The sequence below is a fragment of the Janthinobacterium sp. C22 genome, assembly GCF_057919405.1.
Map to the genome: position 1 here is coordinate 5,457,185 of NZ_CP193659.1, position 22,023 is coordinate 5,479,207.

At 63.3% G+C, this 22,023-nt stretch carries 16 protein-coding genes and 1 other RNA gene; 5 read left to right on the top strand and 12 right to left on the bottom strand.

From position 1 onward, the window contains the following. The 3 genes from ACRHIG_RS25540 to ACRHIG_RS25550 all read right to left on the bottom strand — a co-directional run bounded on the left by ACRHIG_RS25540 (position 1) and on the right by ACRHIG_RS25550 (position 3,404). Positions 1-1,125: an EAL and HDOD domain-containing protein gene (locus tag ACRHIG_RS25540; RefSeq protein WP_489628330.1), complete on the bottom strand. Its 1,125-nt coding sequence runs from the start codon at positions 1,123-1,125 to the stop codon at positions 1-3. A 265-nt stretch (positions 1,126-1,390) separates the two neighbouring features. Continuing rightward, positions 1,391-2,020 carry a response regulator transcription factor gene (locus ACRHIG_RS25545; protein ID WP_489628331.1) on the bottom strand — a complete coding sequence of 210 codons (630 nt, stop codon included), beginning with the start codon at positions 2,018-2,020 and terminating at the stop codon, positions 1,391-1,393. 10 nt (positions 2,021-2,030) lie between these two features. Further along, positions 2,031-3,404 (bottom strand): cache domain-containing protein, encoded by a 1,374-nt coding sequence (locus ACRHIG_RS25550; RefSeq protein ID WP_489628332.1) that lies wholly within the window; start codon positions 3,402-3,404, stop codon positions 2,031-2,033. 242 nt (positions 3,405-3,646) lie between these two features. Between ACRHIG_RS25550 and ACRHIG_RS25555 the strand changes: the two genes are divergently transcribed. From ACRHIG_RS25555 to ACRHIG_RS25570, 4 genes are all read left to right on the top strand, one after another. Continuing rightward, positions 3,647-5,707, top strand: a complete 2,061-nt coding sequence (locus tag ACRHIG_RS25555) for a carbon starvation CstA family protein (protein ID WP_489628333.1) — start codon at positions 3,647-3,649, stop codon at positions 5,705-5,707. Further along, positions 5,707-5,907: a YbdD/YjiX family protein gene (locus ACRHIG_RS25560; RefSeq protein WP_010396213.1), complete on the top strand. Its 201-nt coding sequence runs from the start codon at positions 5,707-5,709 to the stop codon at positions 5,905-5,907. Before ACRHIG_RS25555 ends, ACRHIG_RS25560 begins: the two co-directional genes overlap by 1 nt. A 369-nt stretch (positions 5,908-6,276) precedes the next feature. Then, the gene (locus tag ACRHIG_RS25565; RefSeq protein ID WP_489628334.1) at positions 6,277-9,159 is read left to right on the top strand and encodes a hybrid sensor histidine kinase/response regulator; all 2,883 of its coding nucleotides are present in this window, start codon (positions 6,277-6,279) and stop codon (positions 9,157-9,159) included. 1 nt (position 9,160) lies between these two features. Continuing rightward, positions 9,161-11,320 carry a putative bifunctional diguanylate cyclase/phosphodiesterase gene (locus tag ACRHIG_RS25570; RefSeq protein WP_489628335.1) on the top strand — a complete coding sequence of 720 codons (2,160 nt, stop codon included), beginning with the start codon at positions 9,161-9,163 and terminating at the stop codon, positions 11,318-11,320. Here the strand turns inward: ACRHIG_RS25570 and ACRHIG_RS25575 are convergent. The 7 genes from ACRHIG_RS25575 to ubiD all read right to left on the bottom strand — a co-directional run bounded on the left by ACRHIG_RS25575 (position 11,289) and on the right by ubiD (position 19,186). Then, positions 11,289-12,422 (bottom strand): esterase-like activity of phytase family protein, encoded by a 1,134-nt coding sequence (locus ACRHIG_RS25575; protein ID WP_489628336.1) that lies wholly within the window; start codon positions 12,420-12,422, stop codon positions 11,289-11,291. The genes ACRHIG_RS25570 and ACRHIG_RS25575 overlap by 32 nt on opposite strands. 199 nt (positions 12,423-12,621) lie before the next feature. Further along, the gene (locus ACRHIG_RS25580) at positions 12,622-13,842 is read right to left on the bottom strand and encodes a CaiB/BaiF CoA transferase family protein (protein ID WP_489628337.1); all 1,221 of its coding nucleotides are present in this window, start codon (positions 13,840-13,842) and stop codon (positions 12,622-12,624) included. 7 nt (positions 13,843-13,849) lie between these two features. Next, a complete protein-coding gene (gene recR / locus ACRHIG_RS25585; protein WP_070291397.1) occupies positions 13,850-14,440 on the bottom strand; it encodes a recombination mediator RecR in 591 nt (196 codons plus the stop codon). A 47-nt stretch (positions 14,441-14,487) separates the two neighbouring features. After that, on the bottom strand, positions 14,488-14,814 hold the full coding sequence (locus ACRHIG_RS25590) for a YbaB/EbfC family nucleoid-associated protein (RefSeq protein ID WP_034759121.1): 327 nt from the start codon (positions 14,812-14,814) through the stop codon (positions 14,488-14,490). Positions 14,815-14,854: 40 nt separating this feature from the next. Then, complete coding sequence (gene dnaX, locus ACRHIG_RS25595) at positions 14,855-17,167, bottom strand: DNA polymerase III subunit gamma/tau (RefSeq protein WP_489628338.1); 2,313 nt, start codon at positions 17,165-17,167, stop codon at positions 14,855-14,857. A 239-nt stretch (positions 17,168-17,406) separates the two neighbouring features. Beyond that, positions 17,407-17,505, bottom strand: an RNA gene (gene ffs / locus ACRHIG_RS25600) — signal recognition particle sRNA small type. Positions 17,506-17,701: 196 nt separating this feature from the next. Further along, positions 17,702-19,186, bottom strand: a complete 1,485-nt coding sequence (gene ubiD, locus ACRHIG_RS25605; protein WP_071650179.1) for a 4-hydroxy-3-polyprenylbenzoate decarboxylase — start codon at positions 19,184-19,186, stop codon at positions 17,702-17,704. 477 nt (positions 19,187-19,663) lie between these two features. Between ubiD and ACRHIG_RS25610 the strand changes: the two genes are divergently transcribed. Continuing rightward, positions 19,664-20,581, top strand: coding sequence for a transglycosylase SLT domain-containing protein (locus ACRHIG_RS25610; protein ID WP_475417573.1), 918 nt, complete (start codon positions 19,664-19,666; stop codon positions 20,579-20,581). A gap of 120 nt (positions 20,582-20,701) precedes the next feature. Here ACRHIG_RS25610 and nusB read toward each other — a convergent pair whose 3' ends face one another. Both nusB and ribH read right to left on the bottom strand, forming a co-directional pair. Continuing rightward, positions 20,702-21,172, bottom strand: coding sequence for a transcription antitermination factor NusB (nusB, locus tag ACRHIG_RS25615; protein WP_152254358.1), 471 nt, complete (start codon positions 21,170-21,172; stop codon positions 20,702-20,704). Positions 21,173-21,374: 202 nt separating this feature from the next. Beyond that, positions 21,375-21,857, bottom strand: a complete 483-nt coding sequence (gene ribH, locus ACRHIG_RS25620; RefSeq protein WP_099664961.1) for a 6,7-dimethyl-8-ribityllumazine synthase — start codon at positions 21,855-21,857, stop codon at positions 21,375-21,377. Between the last annotated feature and the right edge of the window lie 166 nt (positions 21,858-22,023).

The window sequence follows — 22,023 nt, forward strand, 5'->3', positions numbered from 1 at the left end:
CTAGAGGTTCCGGCTGACATGGATGGCCCACTGGTAAGCCTGCAGCAGGCTGCGCCAATAGGTTTCTCCATCGATGCCGGCACGGCGCAAGCCTTCGGGCGGCGGCGTGGCGCTGTCGACCAGCGCCAGCAAGGTGCCCAGCTCGCCATTGCGTTCAAGCAAGGCGGTACTGACTTCAGGCGCCAGATTCAGGGTCGCGATGATCTCTTCCATCGGCATGCCCAGCAGGACGTCGAGCAGGGAAAACACGCCCGCCATGAAGGCCAGGTCCTGCGCGTCGCGGTCGCCGCCGCGCAACTGGCACAGCGCTTCCATCTGCGCCGCGCGCACGGCCGCCAGCGGCAGCAGCGCGTGGATCTTGCCGTCGTCTTGCTGGCGCGCATACAGCAGCAGTTGCAGCCAGCGCTGCAGCTGGCGCCGGCCCAGCAGGGTGATGGCCTGGCTGAAGCTGGCAATCGGCGCCGTGAAACCGAAGGCGGCGGAATTGACCAGTTTTAATAGATGATAGCTGAGCGATGGATCTTGCTTGAGCGGCACTTCCAGCTCGTGCGCGTCGGCATCGCGGGCCAGCAGGCCCAGCAGCGCCAGCACGCGGCGGCGCGACGTGGCGTCTTCCGGCTCGCTTTGCTGGCGCGCATGGTGCAGGGCGTAATCGCCGGCAAACCAGCTCACGCCGAGTTCTTGCAATTGGGCAATATGCTCCGCGTCGGCGATATTGTAGGCCAGGTGCGGCCCCGGCAAGGGCAGCAACTGATGCAGGGCCGGGCGGGCGCCGGCCGCGTCAAAGCTCAGCGCGCGCGCATCGACCTGCGCCGCCGTCACGGGACCGGCCCCGGCGCCATCGAGCAGGATGCGGTAGCCGGCGTCGCGCCATTGCCGGCATTTTTTCTGCAGCCCTTTGTCGCCGGCAAGATGGGCCGGCAAACGGAAGATGGTGCGTTGCGGCGCCAGTTGCGCCAGCACGGCCTCGTCCACGCCATGCGGGTCGGCCAGGGGAATGATGCAGTCGAGCGGCGCCAGGAAGGCATACGCATCGGCGGCGGCCAGCGCCGCCAGCAGCGGCGCCGTCGAGGCTTGCGGTACATGCAGGGTGACAGCGACCCACTCGTTATGAGCATTGGCCACTGCTTGTAATCCCACCAACGGAAACAGGTTTGATTCAGACGCTGACATCGGTATCTCAGTGTGGGTAGGGCGCCATAGTAAATAAACTGACCAGCATTGGCAACCCTGGCCCGACAGGGATGCCATTTCGACAGCGAGAATCATTCTATCCGAATCTCACCCACGAAACAGTTTAATTTTGGCAATAAATGTTCAAAAAGAACATTCCCCGCGAGACCCGCCTGTCATGCGGGTTTAATAAAAGCGTGGCGCCGCGCGCGCCTTCTCAGGCGCCGCCGCCATGCGCGTGCTCGACCGCGTATTTGATCAGTTCGGCCTGGCCTTCGATGCCGAGCTTGCGCTTGATGTTCAGCCGGTGCGTCTCCACCGTGCGCACGCTCAGGTCCAGCGCGCGGGCGATCTGCTTGTTCGCCTGGCCCGCCGCGATGTGCTGCAGCACCTGCTGTTCGCGCGTGGTGAGGAAGGAATCGTGGACTTGCGGCCGCGACAGTTGCCGCGCCAGCGCCGCGCTGTAATAAATGCCGCCGGACATCACCGTCTCGATGGCAAACACAATATCTTTCCCTGGAGCATCTTTGAGCACATAGCCGCGCGCGCCCGCGGCGATGGCTTGCGACACATACTCGAGCTTGTCGTGCATGGACAGGATCAGCACGGCGATCTGCGGAAACGCCTGCTTGAACAGCGCCGTCGCTTCGATGCCATTCGTGCCGCGCATATTAATATCCATCAACACGAGGTCCACCTGGTGCGCGCGCGCCTGATTCAACGCTTCGTCGGCGCCGCCCGCCTCGGCCACCACGTCGAAATGCGCGACCGCTTCCAGGCGCGCGCGCAAGCCGTCGCGCACGAGGGGGTGGTCGTCCACCAGCAGGATGTTGATTTTCTCGGTCATGGTTGCGTATCTATAAGTGTGTGGATGGAAGGGCGAGCCGCGCCAGCACCACGGTGCCGGCCGGGGACGAGGTGATGTGCAGGCTGCCGCCGATGGCTTCCATGCGTTCCGTCATGTTGCGCAGGCCGATGCCGCGCTGCGGGTGCAGGGCGATGCCGTCGAAATCGAAGCCGCCGCCATTGTCGCCGATGCGCAATTCCACCGCCTTGCCCGTCTCGCGCAAGCTCACTTCCACGCCGCGGGCATGGGCGTGGCGCTCGCAATTGGTCAGTGCTTCCTGGGCGATGCGGAACAGCACGGTATTCACCATGTCGGGCAAGCCCTCGCCCGCCGCGGCCGGGCTGGCCGTGAAACTGGCTTGCGCGCTGCTGCTGTCATTGAATTCATGCACCAGGTGGTCGAGCGCGGCGGCCAGGCCCAGGTCGTCGAGGATGGCCGGGCGCAGGTTATGCGAAATGCGCCGCACCTCGCCCAGCACCTTGTTCAGCTGCTCGGCGGCCCGCTCGAAGGTGGCGGGCGCTTTTTCTTTCTGCTCGGCATTGCCGGCCAGGCGCGCGATGCCCGCCTCGATCTGCAGCTTGATCGACACCAGCCACTGGCTGATGCCGTCATGCAAGTCGCGCGACAGCCGCGCCCGCTCCTCTTCCTGCGATTCGACCACGCGCTGCGCCAGCACTTTCAGCTTGGCATCGGCCACGCGCAGTTCGCGCAGGTTCAGCACGAGGCCGCAGGCGGCCACCAACAGGGAGCCGAGGATGGCGATGGCGGCGATCAGTTCCATGGTCGAGCGGATATTGCGCGACTGCTGGGCGTCGACCTTGGCCAGCGCCTGGTCCACGTCATCCATGTAGATGCCGGTACCCATCATCCAGCCCCATTCCGGCATCAGGATCACATAGCCGAGCTTGGGCGCGGACTTGTTCGTCGACGGCTTGATCCAGTTGTAGCGCTCGAAACCGCCGCCGCTCTTCGCCCGCTGCATCAGGCGCTGGATGGTCAGATTGCCTTCGGCGTCGCGCAACTCCCACAGATTCTGCCCCACCAGCTCAGGCTGGCGCGGATGCATCAGCGACTTGCCCTGCAAATCGTAGATGAAGAAATAGCCGTCGTCCCCATAGCTGAGGGCGGACAGGATGCGCTTGGCCTCCTCTTGCGTGGCGGCATCCTTACGGCCCGAGCCATATAAGGAGGCGATGGAATGGCTGGCCAGGGTCACGTAATGCTTGAGTTCGGCTTCCTTGCTGGCCAGGTAGGCTTGCTGGATGGTGGCGCGCTGCTGCTCGGCCAGGGTGATCGCCTGGTGCCGCACGGCAAATGCGATGGCGCACAGAGCGAGGATGAGCGGCGTGATGGCCAGGAAGATGACTTTCTGTCTGAGTTTCATGGCCTGGCGCTCCGGCGGCGTCTTTACGGATGGGAAGGCGTGATTTTACGTCGCGGCGCGGCGATCGGTCTGCGTAGTAATACTGAGCGTTACTGCGTAGTGCTGCGCTTGCGGCAATTATACGATTCCTGAATACTCGCCATAAGCTGCAGATACACCAATTCATACCAAACTGGCAACGACCAGGCTCGGCAGCACACATCATCGCACGGCACAGCGCCCGTCACATCTCTGGAGGAAGCATGAACCGCATTTTCAAACAGCTCGGCTGGGCAGCGCTTGCGCTGGCAGGCGCCGGGTCCCTGGGCGTTGTCGCCCTGCAACGTGGCGAACCGATCAGCGCGATCTGGATCGTCATCGCCGCCGTCTGCGTCTACCTGATCGCCTACCGCTTCTACAGCCTGTTCATCGCCGACAAGGTGCTGGGCCTGGACGCGCGCCGCATGACGCCCGCCTTCAAGCACAACGATGGCCTGGACCACGTGCCGACCAACAAATATGTGCTGTTCGGCCACCATTTCGCGGCGATTGCCGGCGCCGGCCCCCTGGTCGGCCCCGTGCTGGCCGCGCAGATGGGCTATCTGCCCGGCATGCTGTGGATTTTGGCGGGCGTGGTGTTCGCGGGCGCCGTGCAGGATTTCATCGTGCTGTTCATTTCCATGCGCCGCGACGGCCGCTCGCTGGGCGACCTGATCAAGGCTGAACTGGGCGAAATCCCCGGCATGATTGCCTTGCTCGGCTGCTTCATGATCATGGTCATCATTTTGGCCGTGCTGGCATTGATCGTCGTCAAGGCGCTGACGGGCTCGCCTTGGGGCAGCTTCACCGTGATGGCGACGATTCCCATCGCCCTGTTCATGGGCGTGTATTCGCGCTTCATCCGCGTGGGCCGCATCGGCGAAATCTCCATCATCGGCTTTGTGCTGCTGATGCTGGCCATCATCGGCGGCCAGTACGTGCAGGAACACGCCGTCCTCGGCCCGATGTTCACGTTCACGGGCACGGAATTGACGTGGATGCTGATCGGCTACGGCTTCATCGCTTCCGTCCTGCCCGTGTGGCTGCTGCTGGCGCCGCGCGACTACCTGTCGACTTTCCTGAAGATCGGCACGATCCTGGGCCTGGCCATCGGCATCATCGTCGTCGCGCCGTACCTGAAAATGCCGGCCATGACCAAGTTCATCGACGGTTCCGGCCCCGTCTGGTCGGGCAATCTGTTCCCCTTCCTGTTCATCACGATTGCCTGCGGCGCCGTTTCCGGCTTCCACGCGCTGATTTCCTCGGGCACCACGCCGAAGATGATTGAAAACGAAAGCCACGCCCGCTTCATCGGCTACGGCGCCATGCTGATGGAATCGTTCGTTGCCATCATGGCCCTGGTGGCCGCCTCGACCATCGAGCCGGGCATCTATTTCGCCATGAACAGCCCGGCCGCCCTGATCGGCACCACGGCGGAATCGGCCGCGCAGGCGATCTCGCAATGGGGCTTCTATGTCACGCCGGAGATGCTGACGCAGACGGCCAAGGACGTTGGCGAGCACAGCATCATTTCGCGCGCGGGCGGTGCGCCGACCCTGGCCGTCGGCATGGCGCAGATCCTGTCCGGCGCCATCGGCGGCAAGGCCATGATGGCCTTCTGGTACCACTTCGCCATCCTGTTCGAAGCGCTGTTCATCCTGACGGCCGTCGATGCGGGCACGCGTGCGGGCCGCTTCATGCTGCAGGACTTGCTGGGCAGCTTCGTGCCAGCGCTGAAACAGACGGAAAACGTCATCGCCAACCTGCTGGCCACGGGCCTGTGCGTGGCGGCCTGGGGCTACTTCCTGTACCAGGGCGTGGTCGATCCATTGGGCGGCATCAACACCCTGTGGCCGCTGTTCGGCATCGCCAACCAGATGCTGGCGGCCATCGCGCTGATCCTCGGCACCTGCGTGCTGTTCAAGATGAAACGTGGCCAGTACGCATGGGTCACGATCACGCCGACCATCTGGCTGCTGCTGTGCACCCTGACGGCGGGCTGGCAAAAGATTTTCGACGCCAATCCGCGCGTCGGTTTCCTCGCGCATGCGAAGAAATACTCGGCGGCCCTCGACGAAGGCACCCTGCTGGCGCCGGCCAAGTCCGTGGCGCAGATGCAGCAGATCATCTTCAACGATTACCTCGATGCCGGCCTGGCCGCCTTCTTCGTCATCGTCGTGATCAGCGTGCTGTTCTTCGGCATCCGCACCATCCTGAAGGCGCGCGCCGACAGCAAGCCTAGCACCAAGGAAACGCCGTTCCAGGCCATGCCCACGGTGCAATGATGATCGATGAAATCATCAAGGCTGGACGGTATCTGGGGCAAAGCATGCGGCTCATGTGCGGCTTGCCCGAGTACGACACCTACGTGGCCCACCGGGAAGTGACCCATCCCGGCGAGCCGATGATGACGTATGAAGAGTTCTTCCGCGAACGGCAGGAAGCCCGCTACGGCGGGGCCGGAAAACGTGGGGGTTGTTGTTAATAGTATGGTCAGTCCCTTCGGTATCGGAATGTGCCCCATTGGGACACATTCCCCCTCCTGCGTCTGACCCCGGCCTTTCAGGGGTTTAATTACATCCCCAAAAGCAAATACCGGGGTCAGTTGCGTAGGTCGGATTAGCGCGCAAGCGCGTAATCCGACAATATCGTTGGCCGGTGATGCTGTCGGATTACGCGCGGCTTTGCCGCGCTAATCCGACCTACGTGCTGCCCTCCGTTGTTTCATCTCTTATAAGTTCCCCTCCCTCTCCTCCCTTAGACCCACATCAATATCGGGATGTGTCTTCGCGTCTATATTTTTCCAATAGGAATTAAATAACAGTCAACGGGCGACCGGGGAAGCAGCGAATTCATGTTCAATTTCCAACGCTCCAGCATCAGCCAGAAGCTGACCATGATTTCGGTATTGTCGTCGGGCTGCGCGCTGCTGCTGGTGTTCGTGGCGTTTGCGCTGACTTCCGTGCTCAACCACAAGAACGATGAAGGCCGGCAATTGCTGTCCCTGGCGGGCGTGATCGGCGCGGCCAGCGCGGCGCCCATGCTGTTGGGCAAGCCGGCGCAGGCGCAGGCGGAACAGGTGCTGGCGGCACTGTCCGCGCGCGACGAGGTCGCCCAGGCTGCGCTGTTCGACCGGGGCGGCCGGCTGTTTGCCCTGTACCGCGCGCCGCAGCATGCGGACGGCCTGGCGGCGCCGGAAGACATGGACCCGGCCCTGCTGGCCGACATGGCCGTGCAGCCCGTCACGCAAGGCTCGGGCACCACCCTGGCGCCCGCCATGCGCTTGTACCGCCCCGTCTACCGGCCAGGCGAACCGCAGCAGATCATCGGCGCCGTGCTGATCGAGGCGGACCTGAACCACATGTGGCGCGACATCGGCCGCCACGTGGGCGCCATCGGCGGCGCCACCGTGCTGTCCTTCCTGATCGCCGTGTTCCTCGCGCGGCGCTTCAAGAGCGTGATCGCCGAACCGATCACCAAGCTGATCGATACGGCGCAAAAAGTGTCGAGCAGCCAGACCTACAGCCACCGCATCGCGCACCAGCGCAGCGACGAGCTGGGCGTGCTGATCGACAGCTTCAACGACATGCTGGCGCAGATCGACAGCCGCGACAGCACCCTGGCCAATTACCGCGACCAGCTCGAGCGCCAGGTGGGCGTGCGCACGGCGCAGCTGGAAAAGGCCAAGGATGCGGCTGAGGCGGCCAGCCAGGCGAAGAGTTCCTTCCTCGCCACCATGAGCCATGAAATCCGCACGCCCATGAATGGCGTGCTGGGCATGACGGAATTGCTGCTGGCCAGTCCGTTGACCCCGCAGCAGCGCCACTACACGAGCATGGTCCAGCGCTCGGGGCAGAATTTGCTGGTGATCATCAACGACATCCTCGATTTCTCCAAGATCGAGGCGGGCAAGCTGAGCGTGGAATACATCCGCTTCAATTTCCGCGAATTGCTCGACGACATAGAACACGTGTTCGCGCCGCAGGCGGAAGCGAAGAATATCAGCCTGGAATTCGATATCGCCTACGATATTCCCATCGCCATCTGCGGCGATCCGAACCGTTTGCGCCAGATCATCGTCAATCTGCTGGGCAATGCCATCAAGTTCACGGAAACGGGCAAGGTCACCGTGAAAGTGACCGTGTGCAGCGAAGACGCGCCCAGCGTGGGCTTGCGCTTCGAGGTGCACGACACGGGCATCGGCGTGTCGAGCGAAGCGCAGACGCGCATCTTCGAATCGTTCTCGCAGGCGGACGGCTCGACCACGCGCAAGCACGGCGGCACGGGCCTGGGATTGACGATCTCGAAACAGCTGGTGGAGCTGATGGGCGGCACTATCGGCGTTAATAATGCTTTAACGCAAGGATCGATCTTCTGGTTCGAAGTAAATTTCGATAAGCGGCGCGTCGACAGCGACGACCCGTCCTTCAACCTGAAAACCACGCGAGGGTTACGCGCCTTGATCGTCGACCACACACCCGCCACGCGCGCCGTGCTGGAGCGGCAACTGGCCAGCTGGCGCATCGTCAGCGACAGCGCCGGCACGGCCAGCGACTGCCTGGCCAAGTTGCGCGCGGCCGCGCAGGCGGGCACGCCGTATGGCGTGGCCCTGCTCGACATGGAATTGCCGCGCACCAGCGGCCTGGCCCTGGCCGCCACCATCAAGAGCGACCCGCTGCTGGCCGACCTCAAATTACTGCTGCTGAGCACGGAACAGGCGGCGGCCGATCCCGTGCAGCGGCGCGAGGCGGGCGTGGCCTTCCAGCTGATCAAGCCGGCCCGCGAATGCGATCTGTTCGACTGCATCGTCACGCCGCCGCGCGCCAGCGAGGGCATGCGCGTCCATCCGCCGCACGCGGCACGGCAGGTGGGCCGGCGCCAGCGCCGCCGCGTGCTGCTGGCCGAGGATAATCCCGTCAACGTGGAAGTGGCACTGGCCATGCTCGACAGCCTGGGCCTGGATGTGGTCTGCGCGCGCAACGGCGAAGAAGCCCTGCAGGCGGCGCAGGCCGAGGATTTCGATCTGATCCTGATGGATTGCCAGATGCCCGTGATGGACGGCTTTGCCGCCACGGCAGAAATCCGCCGCCACGAACAGCAGTGCGGCCACGCGCGCGTGCTGCCCATCGTCGCCATCACGGCCAATGCCCTGCAGGGCGACCGCGAAGCATGCCTGGCGGCCGGCATGGACGATTACCTGAGCAAACCGTTCACGCAGCTGGACCTGGGCCACACGATCGCGCGCTGGATCACCCTGCCGCGCGCGGCCACCGTGCACCACAGCGAAGCGCAGGAGCCGCAGACGCCGCAAGAAGCGCCGCAGGAAGCGCCGCCCGGGCCGCCGCCCGAGGTGACGCCGCCCTCCGCCGCCACGGCATCGGTCCAGCCGCTGAACCGGCAAGCGCTGGAAAACATCCGCGCCCTGTCGCACGCCGACGGCGATGCGCTGCTCGAACGCGTCATCCAGGCCTTTGTCGGCGAAACGCCGCGCCAGTTGACGGCCATGCGCGAGGCGATCGCCGGCGCGGATGCGGAAGCGCTGCGCAAGGTGGCGCACAGCCTCAAATCGGGCAGCGCGAACGTGGGCGCCGATGGCCTGGCGCAGCTGTGCAAGGAGATGGAAAAACTGGGCCGCGCCGGCAGCACCGAGGGCGCGGCTGCCCTGCTGCAGCAGATGCAGCAAGCCTTCCTGGCCGTACGCGAATCGCTGAACGCCATCCTCATGAAGGAACACTGACATGACAGCGCCCCTCTCCCCTCCCCGCGGCCTGGTGCTAGTGGCCGACGACGATCCCGTGATGCGCTTGCTGATGCGGCAGATGCTCACGCAGGTGGGCCTGGACGTGATCGAGGCCGAAGACGGCGTGCAGGCGCTGGCCAGCTACAAGCACAGCGGGCCGGACCTGGTCATGCTCGACGTCGACATGCCGGCCATGGACGGCTTTGCCGTCTGCCGCGAAATCCGCCACCAGGAAGTGGGCGGCACGGTACCCATCATCATGGTGACGGGCGGCGACGAACTGGAAGCCGTCACGCGCGCCTACGAGGTGGGCGCCACCGACTTCATTTCCAAGCCCATCAACTGGCCTATCCTGGGGCACCGCGTGCTGTACGTGCTGCGCGCCAGCGACGCCATCGCCCGCCTGCGCATCGCCGACGCGCACAACCGCGCCGTGCTGGCCGCCATCCCCGACACCTTCTTCCGCCTCAACCGAGAAGGCTTTTATCTCGACTACGAACAGGGTCACGACGCCAGCGCCGGCTTTTCCATCAGCGACTGCGTGGGCAGCCATATCCGCGACGTGCTGCCGCCCGAAATCGCCGCGCGCCTGCTCGACAAGGCGCACGCCGTGCTGGCCACGCAGCACATCGGCTCGGTCGACTACACGCTCACGCACGAGGACAGCACGCGCCACTTCGAGGCGCGCCTGGTGGCGACGGGAGCCGATGAAGTGCTGGGCCTGGTGCGCGACATCAGCGAGCGCAAGCGCACGGAAGAGCAGATCCGCCGCCTCGCCTATTGCGACAGCCTGACGGGCATCCCCAACCGCCAGGCCTTCCTGGAAACCCTGGAACGGGAACTGCTGCGCTCGAAGGAACACGACAAGAAATTCGCCGTGCTGTTCATGGACCTGGACGCCTTCAAGCGCATCAACGACACCCTGGGCCACGATGTGGGCGACCATCTGCTCAAGGTGGTGTCCGAGCGCCTGCGCGAAACCATCCGCCCCAGCGACCTGGTGCTGCGCGCCGAACACGAGTTCGAGGCATCCTCCGGCGGCAGCAACCTGGCGCGCCTGGGCGGCGACGAATTCACGATTCTGATCCCCGACCTGGAGAAGGTGGAGGACGCGCTGAACGTGGCGCACCGGGTCAAGGAAGCCATGCGCCGGCCCTTCATGATCGAGGGGCACGAGATTTTCGTCACGGCCAGCATCGGCATCTCGCTGTATCCGGAAGATGGCGAGGATTGCAACTCGCTGTTGAAATATGCGGACACGGCCATGTACCACGCGAAGAACTGCGGCAAGAACAACGCCAAGCTGTACAGCTCATCGCTGACGATGGAAATCATGAGCCACGTCAAGATGGAAGTGGGCTTGAGGAAAGCGTTGCAGAACAACGAACTGTATCTGCTGTACCAGCCGCAGATCGACGTGCCCAGCACGCAGATCGTCGGCGTGGAAGCGCTGATCCGGTGGCGCCATCCCGAGCGGGGCATCATTTCGCCCACGGAATTCATCCCGCTGGCCGAGGAGACGGGGCTGATCGTGCCGATCGGCGAATGGGTACTGCGCACGGCGTGCAACCAGGCCAAGGCGTGGCAAAGCGATGGCGGACGGGCCATCCGCATGGCCGTCAACCTGTCAGCGAAGCAATTCAAGGATGAAAACCTGATGCAGATCGTGCTCTCGGCCCTGGCCGACACGGGCCTCGATGCGCGCCTGCTGGAACTGGAATTGACGGAAGGAACCTTGATGGACGATGCGCGCGCCACCATGGTGACCCTGGAGCAATTGCGCGGCATCGGCGTCTACCTGTCGATCGATGACTTCGGCACGGGATACTCGTCGATGAATTATCTGAAACGCTTCGACGTGCGGGCTTTAAAAATCGACAAGAGCTTTATCGCCGGCTTGCCGCAGGACACGGAAAACGCGGCCATCACGCGCGCCATCATCGCCATGGCGCATGGCTTGAAAATGGTGGTGGTGGCCGAGGGCGTTGAAACGGACGAGCAGCTGCTGATGCTGGAAGAATACGGCTGCGACATGGCCCAGGGATACTTTTTAGGCCGCCCGTCGCCGCACGACACGATCACGGCCATGCTGGCCAGGCAAGCGGGCCAGCTGGCCAGCATGGAAACTAGAGCACTTCGAAGGCAAGGATTTGCGTGACTTGCTGCGGATTGAAATTATCGTCGGAAATCATCACCAGGCTGCGGCGGCCGTTCTCCAGGCGCGGGCCCCAGCTGATGCCTTCGATATTGTCGATTCTAGCCAGGCCGATTTTTTCCAGGTCCAGCAGCAATCGCTTGCGCGCCGGCACATAAGTCGCGCCCGCCAGGGCCGGCATGGCCTGGATATCGGTGGCGCCATCCGTGTCCATTTCGTAGACGCGCACGTGGTTCGTGTAGAGGCCGTCCGCGTTGGCCACGCCGGCCCGCTCCACCACGAGCACCTGATGGCCGTTCACGGCGAGGATTTCCGACACGCCATTGTCCGCCTCGCGCCCCGGCGCGGGCCGCGACGCCACCGGCTCGATCGGATACGCAAACTGGCCCAGCACCTTGCCGGCGCGGTCCAGGCGCGTGATGCGCACGACGGAGCCGTTATCGGGCGTGGCCAGCGGGCCGTCCTGGTACAGGGCCGCTTCCATACCCAGCCACAAGCTCTTGCCATCGCTGGCAAACGACAGCGCTTCAAACGTCATGTTATTGCGCGAGCCGATTTCTTCCTTCGAGACATTGAACATGGCGGGCGTGGGCAAGGTCGCGAGGAATTTTCCATCGCGGTCGGCATGACGCACGAACGGATGCAAGCCCACCTTGCGGTTGCCTTCGCTGCCGTACCACAGGCTGCCGTCCCGCGGATCGACACGGATAGTTTCGATATCGGCCACCTGGTCGCCCCGCTCCAGTTTTGCATGGGCCAGGTTCGGATAGCGGCTGCCGTCGGGCTGCGTGAAGAAATGCACGCTGTTGAAGGTCACGGCGGAGAACTTCTCGCTGTCGTAATTGAGGCTGGCGCGGTAAAAGCGGGCCGGATTGATTTCCGAGCGGTCATCGCTTTCCATCACCCAACTGTTGCTGGCCGCATCGTAGTCGATGCCGGACAAGCCGCCCACCGTGGTGCTCCCGAACGACTGTTTCAAGGCGATGCGCTGTTCGCCGATCAGGCGCAGGCCGGCGATCGGCGCGTCGTGGGGGAAGCTGGCGCAGGCGGAGAGGAGGATAGTGCTGGATGCCAGGACAAGCGCGGTACGGAAAAATCGATGCATGACAGGTATCAGTGAGTTGCGTAGGTCGGCTTAGCGCGAAGCGCGTAAGCCGACAACATTGTTGGCTTGGCTGGTGGTGTCGGTATGACGTGGTGGTGTCGGTAACGTGACGTGGTGGTTGTCGGATTACGCGGCTACGCCGCTAATCCGACCTACCCGACCTACCCCACCTAGCCGTCACTCATCTATCTGCTCCTATCTATACCACCCCATCGGCCTTCAGTTGCGCGATGGCGGCGGCGTCATAGCCGAGCGACGCCAGCACCTCGTCGTTGTGCTGGCCCAGGGCCGGTCCCAGCCATTGCGTCTTGCCCGGCGTGGCGGACAGTTTCGGGCTGATGGCGGGCAGTTTCACAGGGGTACCGTCGGCGAAATGGTGCTGTTCGAACATGTCGCGGGCGAGAAATTGCGGATCGCTCATCATGTCGCGCACGGAGTAGATTTTGCCGGACGGCACATCGGCGGCCTTCAGCACGGCCAGCGCGCTGGCTATCGTGTGCGTGGCGCACCAGGCGCCGATAGCGTCGTCGATCTCCTGCGTGCGCGCCACCCTGCCGTCGTTGCGCGCCAGCTGCGGGTCGCCCGCCATGTCGATGCGGCCCATGGCCAGCATCAAGCGCTTGAAGATGGCGTCGCCGTTGCCCGCGATGACGATGTTTTCGCCATCGCCCGTCGTGTAGGTATTCGAGGGCACGATGCCGGGCAGGGAGCCGCCCGTGCGCTCGCGCACGACGCCCGCCTGGTCGTATTCGGGCACCAGCGACTCCATCAGGTTGAACACGGATTCATACAGGGCCACGTCGACCATCTGCCCTTCCCCGCCGTCCCGCCCGCCCGTCACGTCGCGGTGACGCAGCGCCATCATGGCGCCGATCACGCCGTGCAGGGCCGCCACCGAGTCGCCGATCGACACGCCGACCCGCACGGGCGGACGGTCGGCAAAGCCGGACACATAGCGCAAGCCGCCCATCGATTCGCCGATGGCGCCGAAACCGGGCAAATCCTTCATCGGTCCCGTCTGGCCAAAGCCGGACAGGCGCACCATGATCAGGGACGGCTTTTCCTTTTTCAGCTGTTCGTAGCCGAGGTCCCACTTTTCCAGCACGCCGGGACGGTAGTTCTCGATGATGATGTCCGCTTCCAGGGCCAGCTGGCGCGCGATGGCCCGGCCTTCCGGCGTCTTCAGGTTCAAGGTCAGACTTTTCTTGTTGCGCGCCTGCACCGACCACCACAGGGACGTGCCATCCTTCAGCACGCGCCAGGTACGGATGGGGTCGCCGCCATCGGGCGACTCGATCTTGATCACGTCGGCGCCGAATTCGGCCAGCATGCGGGCGCAGAACGGCCCCGCGATCAGGGTGCCCAGTTCCAGGACTTTGATTCCTTGGAGGGGGCCGGAAGATGCGGAAACGTCTGTCATGTTGTACTCAGGTTGCCCTGCGGTCGAGCATCGCGCGGGCAATCGTGCCCGCGTCGACGTATTCCAGTTCGCCGCCCACGGGCACGCCGCGGGCCAAACGGCTCACGCGCAAGCCCCGCGCCTTCAGCATTTCGCTGATGTAATGGGCCGTCGCTTCGCCTTCATTCGTGAAGTTGGTGGCCAGCACCACTTCACTCACCACGCCATCGTTGGCGCGGTTCAGCAATTTTTCCAGGTGGATATCTTTCGGGCCGATGCCGTCCAGCGGAGACAGCCGCCCCATGAGGACGAAATACAGGCCCTTGTAGGTGAGCGTCTGCTCGATCATCAGCTGGTCGGCGGGCGTTTCCACCACGCACAGCAAGCGCTTGTCGCGCTCTTCGTCGAGACAGGTCTCGCACACTTCATGTTCGGTAAAGGTATTGCACAGGCCGCAGTGATGCACGGCATCGACGGCCTGGAACAGGGCGCGCGACAGCATGGCCGCGCCTTCCCTATCGTGCTGCAACAAATGAAACGCCATCCGCTGCGCCGACTTGGGGCCGACGCCGGGCAGGCGCCGCAGCGCCTCGGTCAAGAATTCAAGCGACTTGGACATGGATCAACCTTGCCCCGTGCCACAGATCGAGCGCATGCGGTGTTGCATCAGAATGGCATTTTGAAGCCGGCTGGCAAGTTCATGCCGCCGGTCAAGCCTGCCATTTTTTCCGCGGACGTCGCTTCCGCCTTGCGCACGGCGTCGTTGAAGGCGGCAGCCACCAGGTCTTCCAGCATGTCCTTGTCGTCGGCCAGCAAGGACGGGTCGATGGAGACGCGCTTGACGTCGTTCTTGCACGTCATGACGATTTTCACGAGGCCGGCGCCGGACTGGCCTTCCACTTCCACCAGCGCCAGTTGTTCCTGGGCCTTTTTCATGTTGTCTTGCATTGCTTGCGCCTGCTTCATCAGGCCAGCCAGTTGATTTTTCATCATGAGAATGCTCCGTTAATTCAGTTTGTGAGTGTGTTAATCATCAATGCAGGGTCGGCGCGGCGGAGCCGGCCGGTGCAGGGGTAATCGTTCCCGGCACAACAAAAGCGTCGAATGCACGCTTCATGTCGAGCACGAAGGGATCGCTGGCGATGGTTGCCTCCGCGGCAAGCTGGCACGCCTCGCGGTGGGCCTGCGCTTCCGCGCTGGCCGTGTACCAGACGGCGCCCAGTTCCGTATCGACGTTCACCTTGCGGCCGAAGCGTTCGCTCAGCGCGGCCGCCAGCTTTTCCACGTTGGCCGGGCTGCGCCACGTGTCGATCGGCACGCGCAGGCGGAACGTGGTGCTGTGGCCGTCGTGCAGGCATTCGATCAGCTCGGCCTGCACGGCCAGCTGCTGGGCCACGCCGCGCAAGGGCAGCACGGCAGCCACGGCCGGCCAGTTGCCGTCCCAGTCCAGGCCCGGCACGGGCGTGATCACATACGGCCCGCTGGGCGCGGCTTGCTTGGCGGCACGCTGCGGCATGACGACGGCCGGCTGCTCGCTGCTCTGCGCGGCGGGCGCGGCCACGGCGGCCGAGGCGCTGTCGTCGGAAAATTCGGTGACCCACGGCGGCAAGTCGTCATCTGCTTGCTGCTGTGGCGGCGGCGCGGCGGGACGCGCCGGCTGCACGGGCGCCGGAGCTTCCATGACGGCCACGGGCGGCGCATCGTCCCACGGCGCCGGCGCTTGCGCGGCGGCCGGTGGCGGCGGTGCTGCCTGGACGGGCGCTGCCGGAGCTGGCGTAGCGACTACGGCGGCGGGTGCCGGAGCCGCCGGCTTGGGCGCCGACGATGGCGCCGACGGCGCGCTGCCCGGACGGCCTTTCGAGGCGGCGCGGGCCGCTTCCAGCGCCGCATTGATGGCGGCGCGGGCGGAACTGATCGGGGCGCCCGATGCCGCCGGGGCAGCCGCAGGAACAGGCGCGGCTGGCGGCGGCGCTGCCGGTGCCGGGGCTGCTACAGGCGCGGGTGCGGGTGCCGGCGCGGGCGCCGCTGCGCGCGGCGGCGGCGCTTCGCTGCGGGCCATGCTGGCGGCGGCAGCGGCGGCCACCACGGCGGGCGGCGTCACGGCGGCATGGCTGGCCACGCTGTTCGTGGCGGCGCGGGCGGCCGGTGCGGAAGCGCCAGCTGCGGCGCGCGCGGCGGCCACGGCGGCGGGACGGTTGCCTGGAGCCGACGCAGGTACGGCAGCCGGCACGCCATCGGCGCCGCCTATGCCGGGCCGAAAGGCCAGCATGCGCAGCAAGGTCATGGTAAAGCCCGCGTATTCGTCGGGCGCCAGGCCCAGTTCATTGCGGCCATGCACGGCGATCTGGTAAAACAGCTGCACTTCTTCCGCGTCGAAGGCGGCGGCCAGACGCACGATGTCCGCGTATTCAGGCAAATCCTGCGGCAAGGCGGCGGGCACGGTTTGCGCCAGCGCAATGCGGTGCAGCAAGGTGCCCAGGTCTTGCAGGGCGCCGTTGTAGGACAGGCTGCGCGAGGCCATCTCGTCGGCCACGGCCAAGAGATCCGCGCCATCCTGCTGCGCCAGCGCGTCGAGCAGGCGCACCAGATACGACTGGTCGAGCGCGCCCAGCATGCCTTGCACGGCATCGAGCGTGACTTCGCCGGCCGCGTAGGCGATGGCCTGGTCCGTCAAGGACAGCGCGTCGCGCATGGAACCGTGGGCGCCTTGGGCCAGCAGGCGCAAGGCCGGCTGTTCGAAGGCGATGCCCTCCTGCCCCAGGATATTGTCCAGGTGGCTGATGATGTGGCCGGGCGGCATCTGCTTGAGGTTGAACTGCAGGCAGCGCGACAGCACGGTCACGGGAATCTTTTGCGGGTCCGTCGTGGCCAGGATGAACTTGACGTGCTCGGGCGGCTCTTCCAGCGTCTTCAGCATGGAATTGAACGCGTGATTCGTCAGCATGTGCACCTCATCGATCATATAGACCTTGAAGCGCGCATTGCTTGGCGCGTAGACGGCCTGCTCCAGCAGCTGCGCCATTTCATCGACGCCGCGGTTCGATGCCGCATCCATCTCTATATAGTCGACAAAGCGTCCCGCGTCGATTGCCGTGCACGCTTCGCACACGCCGCAAGGCTGGGCCGTGATGCCGCCCGTGCCATCGGGACCGATGCAATTGAGCGACTTGGCCAGGATGCGCGACAGCGTCGTCTTGCCGACGCCGCGCGTGCCCGTGAACAGGTAGGCGTGATGCAAGCGGCCGCTGTGCAAGGCATGCGTGAGCGCGCGCACGACGTGCTCCTGGCCGACGAGCGTCTCGAAATTCTTGGGGCGGTATTTACGGGCGAGGACTTGATAGGACATGCTGAGATTTTACCATGCGATTTTGCGGGTGATCCTGCGCGGCGGGCGCAAGCCTCATGGCCGGGCCAGGCAAACCTGGCAAACGCGGCAAAGCAGCAATTGTATAACATGGCCAGCTGGAAATATGGAAAACACGGCAAGCCCGGCAATGCTGCGGCATCACAAAAAAATGGTGCCGCAAAAGCAAAAAAGCTGCCCATGGCAGCTTGATTGTTGAACCTGATTAAAACATTCCCGAAGGAGGCGAGCCTGATCTGCGGCACTCATGGTTAATAGCCGTGGCTGCTTCGTTCCCGACCTGACCAGGTTAGCCATGCCACGATGCGCAGGGGCCCGCCGGGGACAATTATAACCGACCTGCGCAAGATTGGGAAATTGCCGTGTCAATGCTGTGTGCGTCGGCGCAGGTCGGCGTAGGTCGGCTTAGGCCGCAGGCCGTAAGCCGACACTGCTGAGTACGCGGCCGACACTGCCGAGCCGCAACGTCGGGTTACGCGCAAGCGCTAACCCGACCTACCCCGACCTACGCAGCAACTACAAACCCAGCTCTTGCCAGATCCCATCCACCTTGGCCTTTACTTCCGGCGTCATGGCGATCGTCGTACCCCACTCGCGCGTCGTTTCGCCCGGCCATTTATTCGTCGCATCGATGCCCATCTTGCTGCCCAGGCCGCTGACGGGCGAGGCGAAGTCCAGGTAGTCGATGGGCGTGTTGTCGACCAGGGTGGTGTCGCGGATGGGGTCGACGCGCGTGGTGATGGCCCAGATGACCTCTTTCCAGTCGCGGATATTCACGTCTTCGTCGACCACCACGATGAACTTGGTATACATGAACTGGCGCAGGAAGCTCCATACGCCGAACATCACGCGCTTGGCGTGGCCCGCGTACTGTTTCTTGATCTGCACCACGGCCATGCGGTAGCTGCAGCCTTCGGGCGGCAGATAGAAATCCGTGATTTCGCTGAACTGCTTTTGCAGCAGGGGCACGAAGACTTCGTTCAGGGCCAGGCCCAGCACGGCCGGCTCGTCCGGCGGTTTGCCTGTATACGTGGAATGGTAGATCGGATCGCGGCGCATGGTGATGCGGTCGATGGTAAACACAGGGAAACTGTCCTGCTCATTATAGTAGCCCGTGTGGTCGCCATACGGCCCTTCCAGCGCGTGCTCGTAGCCGCTCGGATGGTTTTCGTCCGGGTAGATATGGCCTTCGAGCACGATTTCCGCCGAGGCGGGCACGCGCAGCTCGCTGCCGATGGCTTTCACCAGCTCCGTGCGGCTGCCGCGCAGCAAGCCGGCGAACTGGTATTCGGACAGGCTGTCCGGCACCGGCGTGACGGCGCCTAATATAGTAGCGGGATCGGCGCCCAGTGCGACGGCGATCGGATACGGCTTGCCCTTGCTCTGGATCGCATGCTCGCGGAAGTCCAGCGCCCCGCCCCGGTGCGCCAGCCAGCGCATGATGACCTTGTTGCGTCCCAGCACTTGCTGACGGTAAATGCCGAGGTTTTGCCGCTTCTTGTTCGGGCCCTTGGTGATCACCAGGCCCCAGGTGATCAGGGGAGCGACGTCGCCGGGCCAGCAATGCTGGATGGGCAGGCGCGCCAGGTCGACGTCATTACCCTCCCAGACGATTTCCTGGCACTTGGCGCCGCGCAACTCTTTCGGCGACATGTCCCACACGGATTTCACCAAGGAACCCAGGCCCAGCAGATCCTTGAAATCCTTCGGCGGCTCCGGTTCCTTCAGGCGCGCCAGCACATGGCCGATCTTGCGCAACTCGCTGACGTCTTCCGCGCCCATGCCCAGCGCCACGCGGCGCGTCGTGCCGAACAGATTGCCCAGCACCGGCATGTCGTATCCCGTCGGATTGTTGAACAGCAAGGCCGGTCCGCCCGCGCGCAAGGTGCGGTCGCACACTTCCGTCATCTCCAAAATCGGTGAAATGGGGGTCGAAATGGGCTTAAGTTCACCCATTTGTTGCAGTTGAGAAATAAAATCTCGCAAATCTGAATATTTCATGTGTTTTTAATTTTTTTGACGTCGGACGCCGTTGCTGAAGGATCTATGCCAAGTAATTGATTTTATTGGCTTTTGGCACAATGCAAGTCAAAAAGTAAGACATAAAAGTAATAAAGAATCGATTCGTTAGTATTGACTTGATATAAAACGGCTTCTACAATTCGCCCAACTTGAAAGAGCACGCCGGCCCAGAGCTTGATTTTAGCGTTTCTCTTTCATTCACGGAGTCGGGGCTCCACATGACATTTTAAGGAGTGTTTTCAAAAGGCGTCTGCCTTACCCCCGGTAAAAGTTGTATTGCGACTGATCCAATACCAGCATGGGACCGATCAGCTCAAGCAAGCAATGACGGCGTTTCTCGCACGCATCCATACGCGGCGGAAACGATGATATTTCTGATGCACGGCATTGGCAGTACCCACAACACCGCGACACCGCGGAGGGGCTGCCTGTTGACGCGACATTTCGGGGAACTCTATGACTCATCGTAGCACCGAAGCAGCATTGCCTGCTTCAACCGTGGCTGGCCAGCCAGCGTTGGCGCGTTTGCGCGCCCGCGCACAAGCCATTTCGGCACGTGGCGTTTTGACCACCGCACAACACACTCTGACAGTCTTCGGCATTTCCGCCCTGGCACTGATCGCCCTGCTGATGTTCCGCCCCGACCTGGGCAAGCAACTGACGCACAGCCTGTTCCCGCTGCCGATGGCAGAGGCGCAAGCCGTCGAAGCGCCGGCCCTGTCGGCCCTGATGGAAGCGCCGGCATCCGTGCAAACGGCCGCCGCCAGCGAAGCACCTTTGACCAAGGAAGAAAAAGCCTTGCTGGGCACGCAAAAGCAGCAGCAATGGGTCACCAACTGGCTCTCCAAACGCTACCGCGTGGCCAACGATGCGACCAATATGCTCGTTTCGACGGCCTACCTGACGGCGCGCGAAATCAAGCTGGACCCGCTGCTGATCCTGGCCGTGATGGCCATCGAATCGGGCTTGAACCCGTTCGCGGAAAGCCCCGTCGGCGCGCAAGGCTTGATGCAAGTCATGTCGAAAGTGCACCATGAGCGCTTCCAGGAAATGGGCGGCGTGCAAGCTGCCTTGAATCCCGTCGCCAACATCCGCGTCGGCTCCCTGATCCTGAAAGACTACGTCACGCGTGGCGGTTCCGTCGAAGCGGGCTTGAAAACCTATGTGGGCGCCGCCAACTTCGCCACCGACTCGGGCTACGGCTCGCGCGTGCTGGCCGAATACCGCCGCCTGAAGCAAGTGTCGGCCGGCCAGCGCGTGCCGACCAGCACGCCGGTGATGGCATCGAACACGCCAGCGCCAGCCAAGGCGCCTGCGCCGGAAAGCGGCATCACCATCAAAGTGCTGCCGCATAACGAGATCGCCGGCCTGTGACCCTTTAAAAGCCCTCACAGCAGCATCCGAAAAGCAGCGCCCAGTAAAAAAGCCACCGCACGCAAGTGCCGGTGGCTTTTTTATTGCCCTGCGGCAGCAGCCGCAGGAACTCCTGCTCTATTACTTGCGCTTGTTGGCGCCCACTTCTTCCTCGCGGAACTTCACTGCCAATTTATCCAGCACGCCGTTCACATACTTGTGGCCGTCGATGCCGCCAAACGACTTGGCCAGCTCGACCGCTTCGTTGATGACGACGCGGTACGGGATTTCCATGTTGTTCTTCAGCTCGAACGCGCCGATCAGCAGGATGCCGTGTTCGATGGGCGACAGTTCCGCGATATTGCGGTCGATCAAGGGGGCCATGCTGTCGCGCAGCGCCAGCGAATCCTTGATGGTGCCGTACAGCAGCACCGTGAAATGATCGCCATCGGCCTTGTCGAAGCCGTGGGCCGCGCGAATATTGTTCACGACGGTGGTCGCGTCTTCATTGTTCAGCAGCCACTGGTACAAGCCCTGCAGCGCGAACTCGCGCGCGCGGTGACGCGGCGTGCGGTTTTTGCTGGGATTGGCGAGCAAATTTTTCTCAGTCATGATTGTTACCTGTTCTTAAGTACGTGTTCACTACAAATTCCGGCGAGACAGCACGGCGCGCTTTTCAACGCGCCGCAGCCAAGCGCGTGTCAGAACGTTCGAGAAAATGCTCAGAGCAAGGCGCGAGCCCGAAGACAGTACGAATGTACGGCGAGGGCTTGCAACGCAGCTATGGGCGTTTTATCGGACGTTCACTACACGGCTAGTCCTCCTCGGATTCTTGCAACTCTTCTAGCGCTTGCGCTAAATTAGCCATTTCCACTGCCACGCGTGCCGCTTCCGCCCCCTTGACCAGCATGCGCACTTCCGCCTGCTCGTCGTTTTCCGTCGTCAACACTGCGTTGGCGATGGGGATGCCGTAATCGAGACCGACGCGCGTGATGCCCGCGCCCGATTCGTTCGATACCAGCTCGAAGTGGTAGGTTTCACCGCGAATCACGGCGCCCAGTGCGATCAGGGCGTCGAATTGCTCGGTTTCCGCCATTTTTTGCAGAATCAGCGGGATTTCCAGGGCGCCCGGCACGGTCACGTGCAGGATATCTTCATCGGCCACGCCCAGCTTGCTCAACTCTTCCAGGCATGCCGACAGCAAGCCACCGCCGACGATTTCATTGAATCGTGCCTGGACGATACCGACGCGCAAACCTTCGCCGGCAAAATTGGTTTCGTATGCTCCTACGGTCATCATATGCCTCTTTAATCTGGTGGTTCAGGGCGACATGCACATGCCGCCATCGTTTACTCTTACATCGACGCCTGACAAAATCGTAGCGAGCGGCAGCGAGTTGTGCTCAAGAAGCGCAACTGTACGGATAGTACAGTGAGCATCGCAGGCCGCAAATCGCGACGCG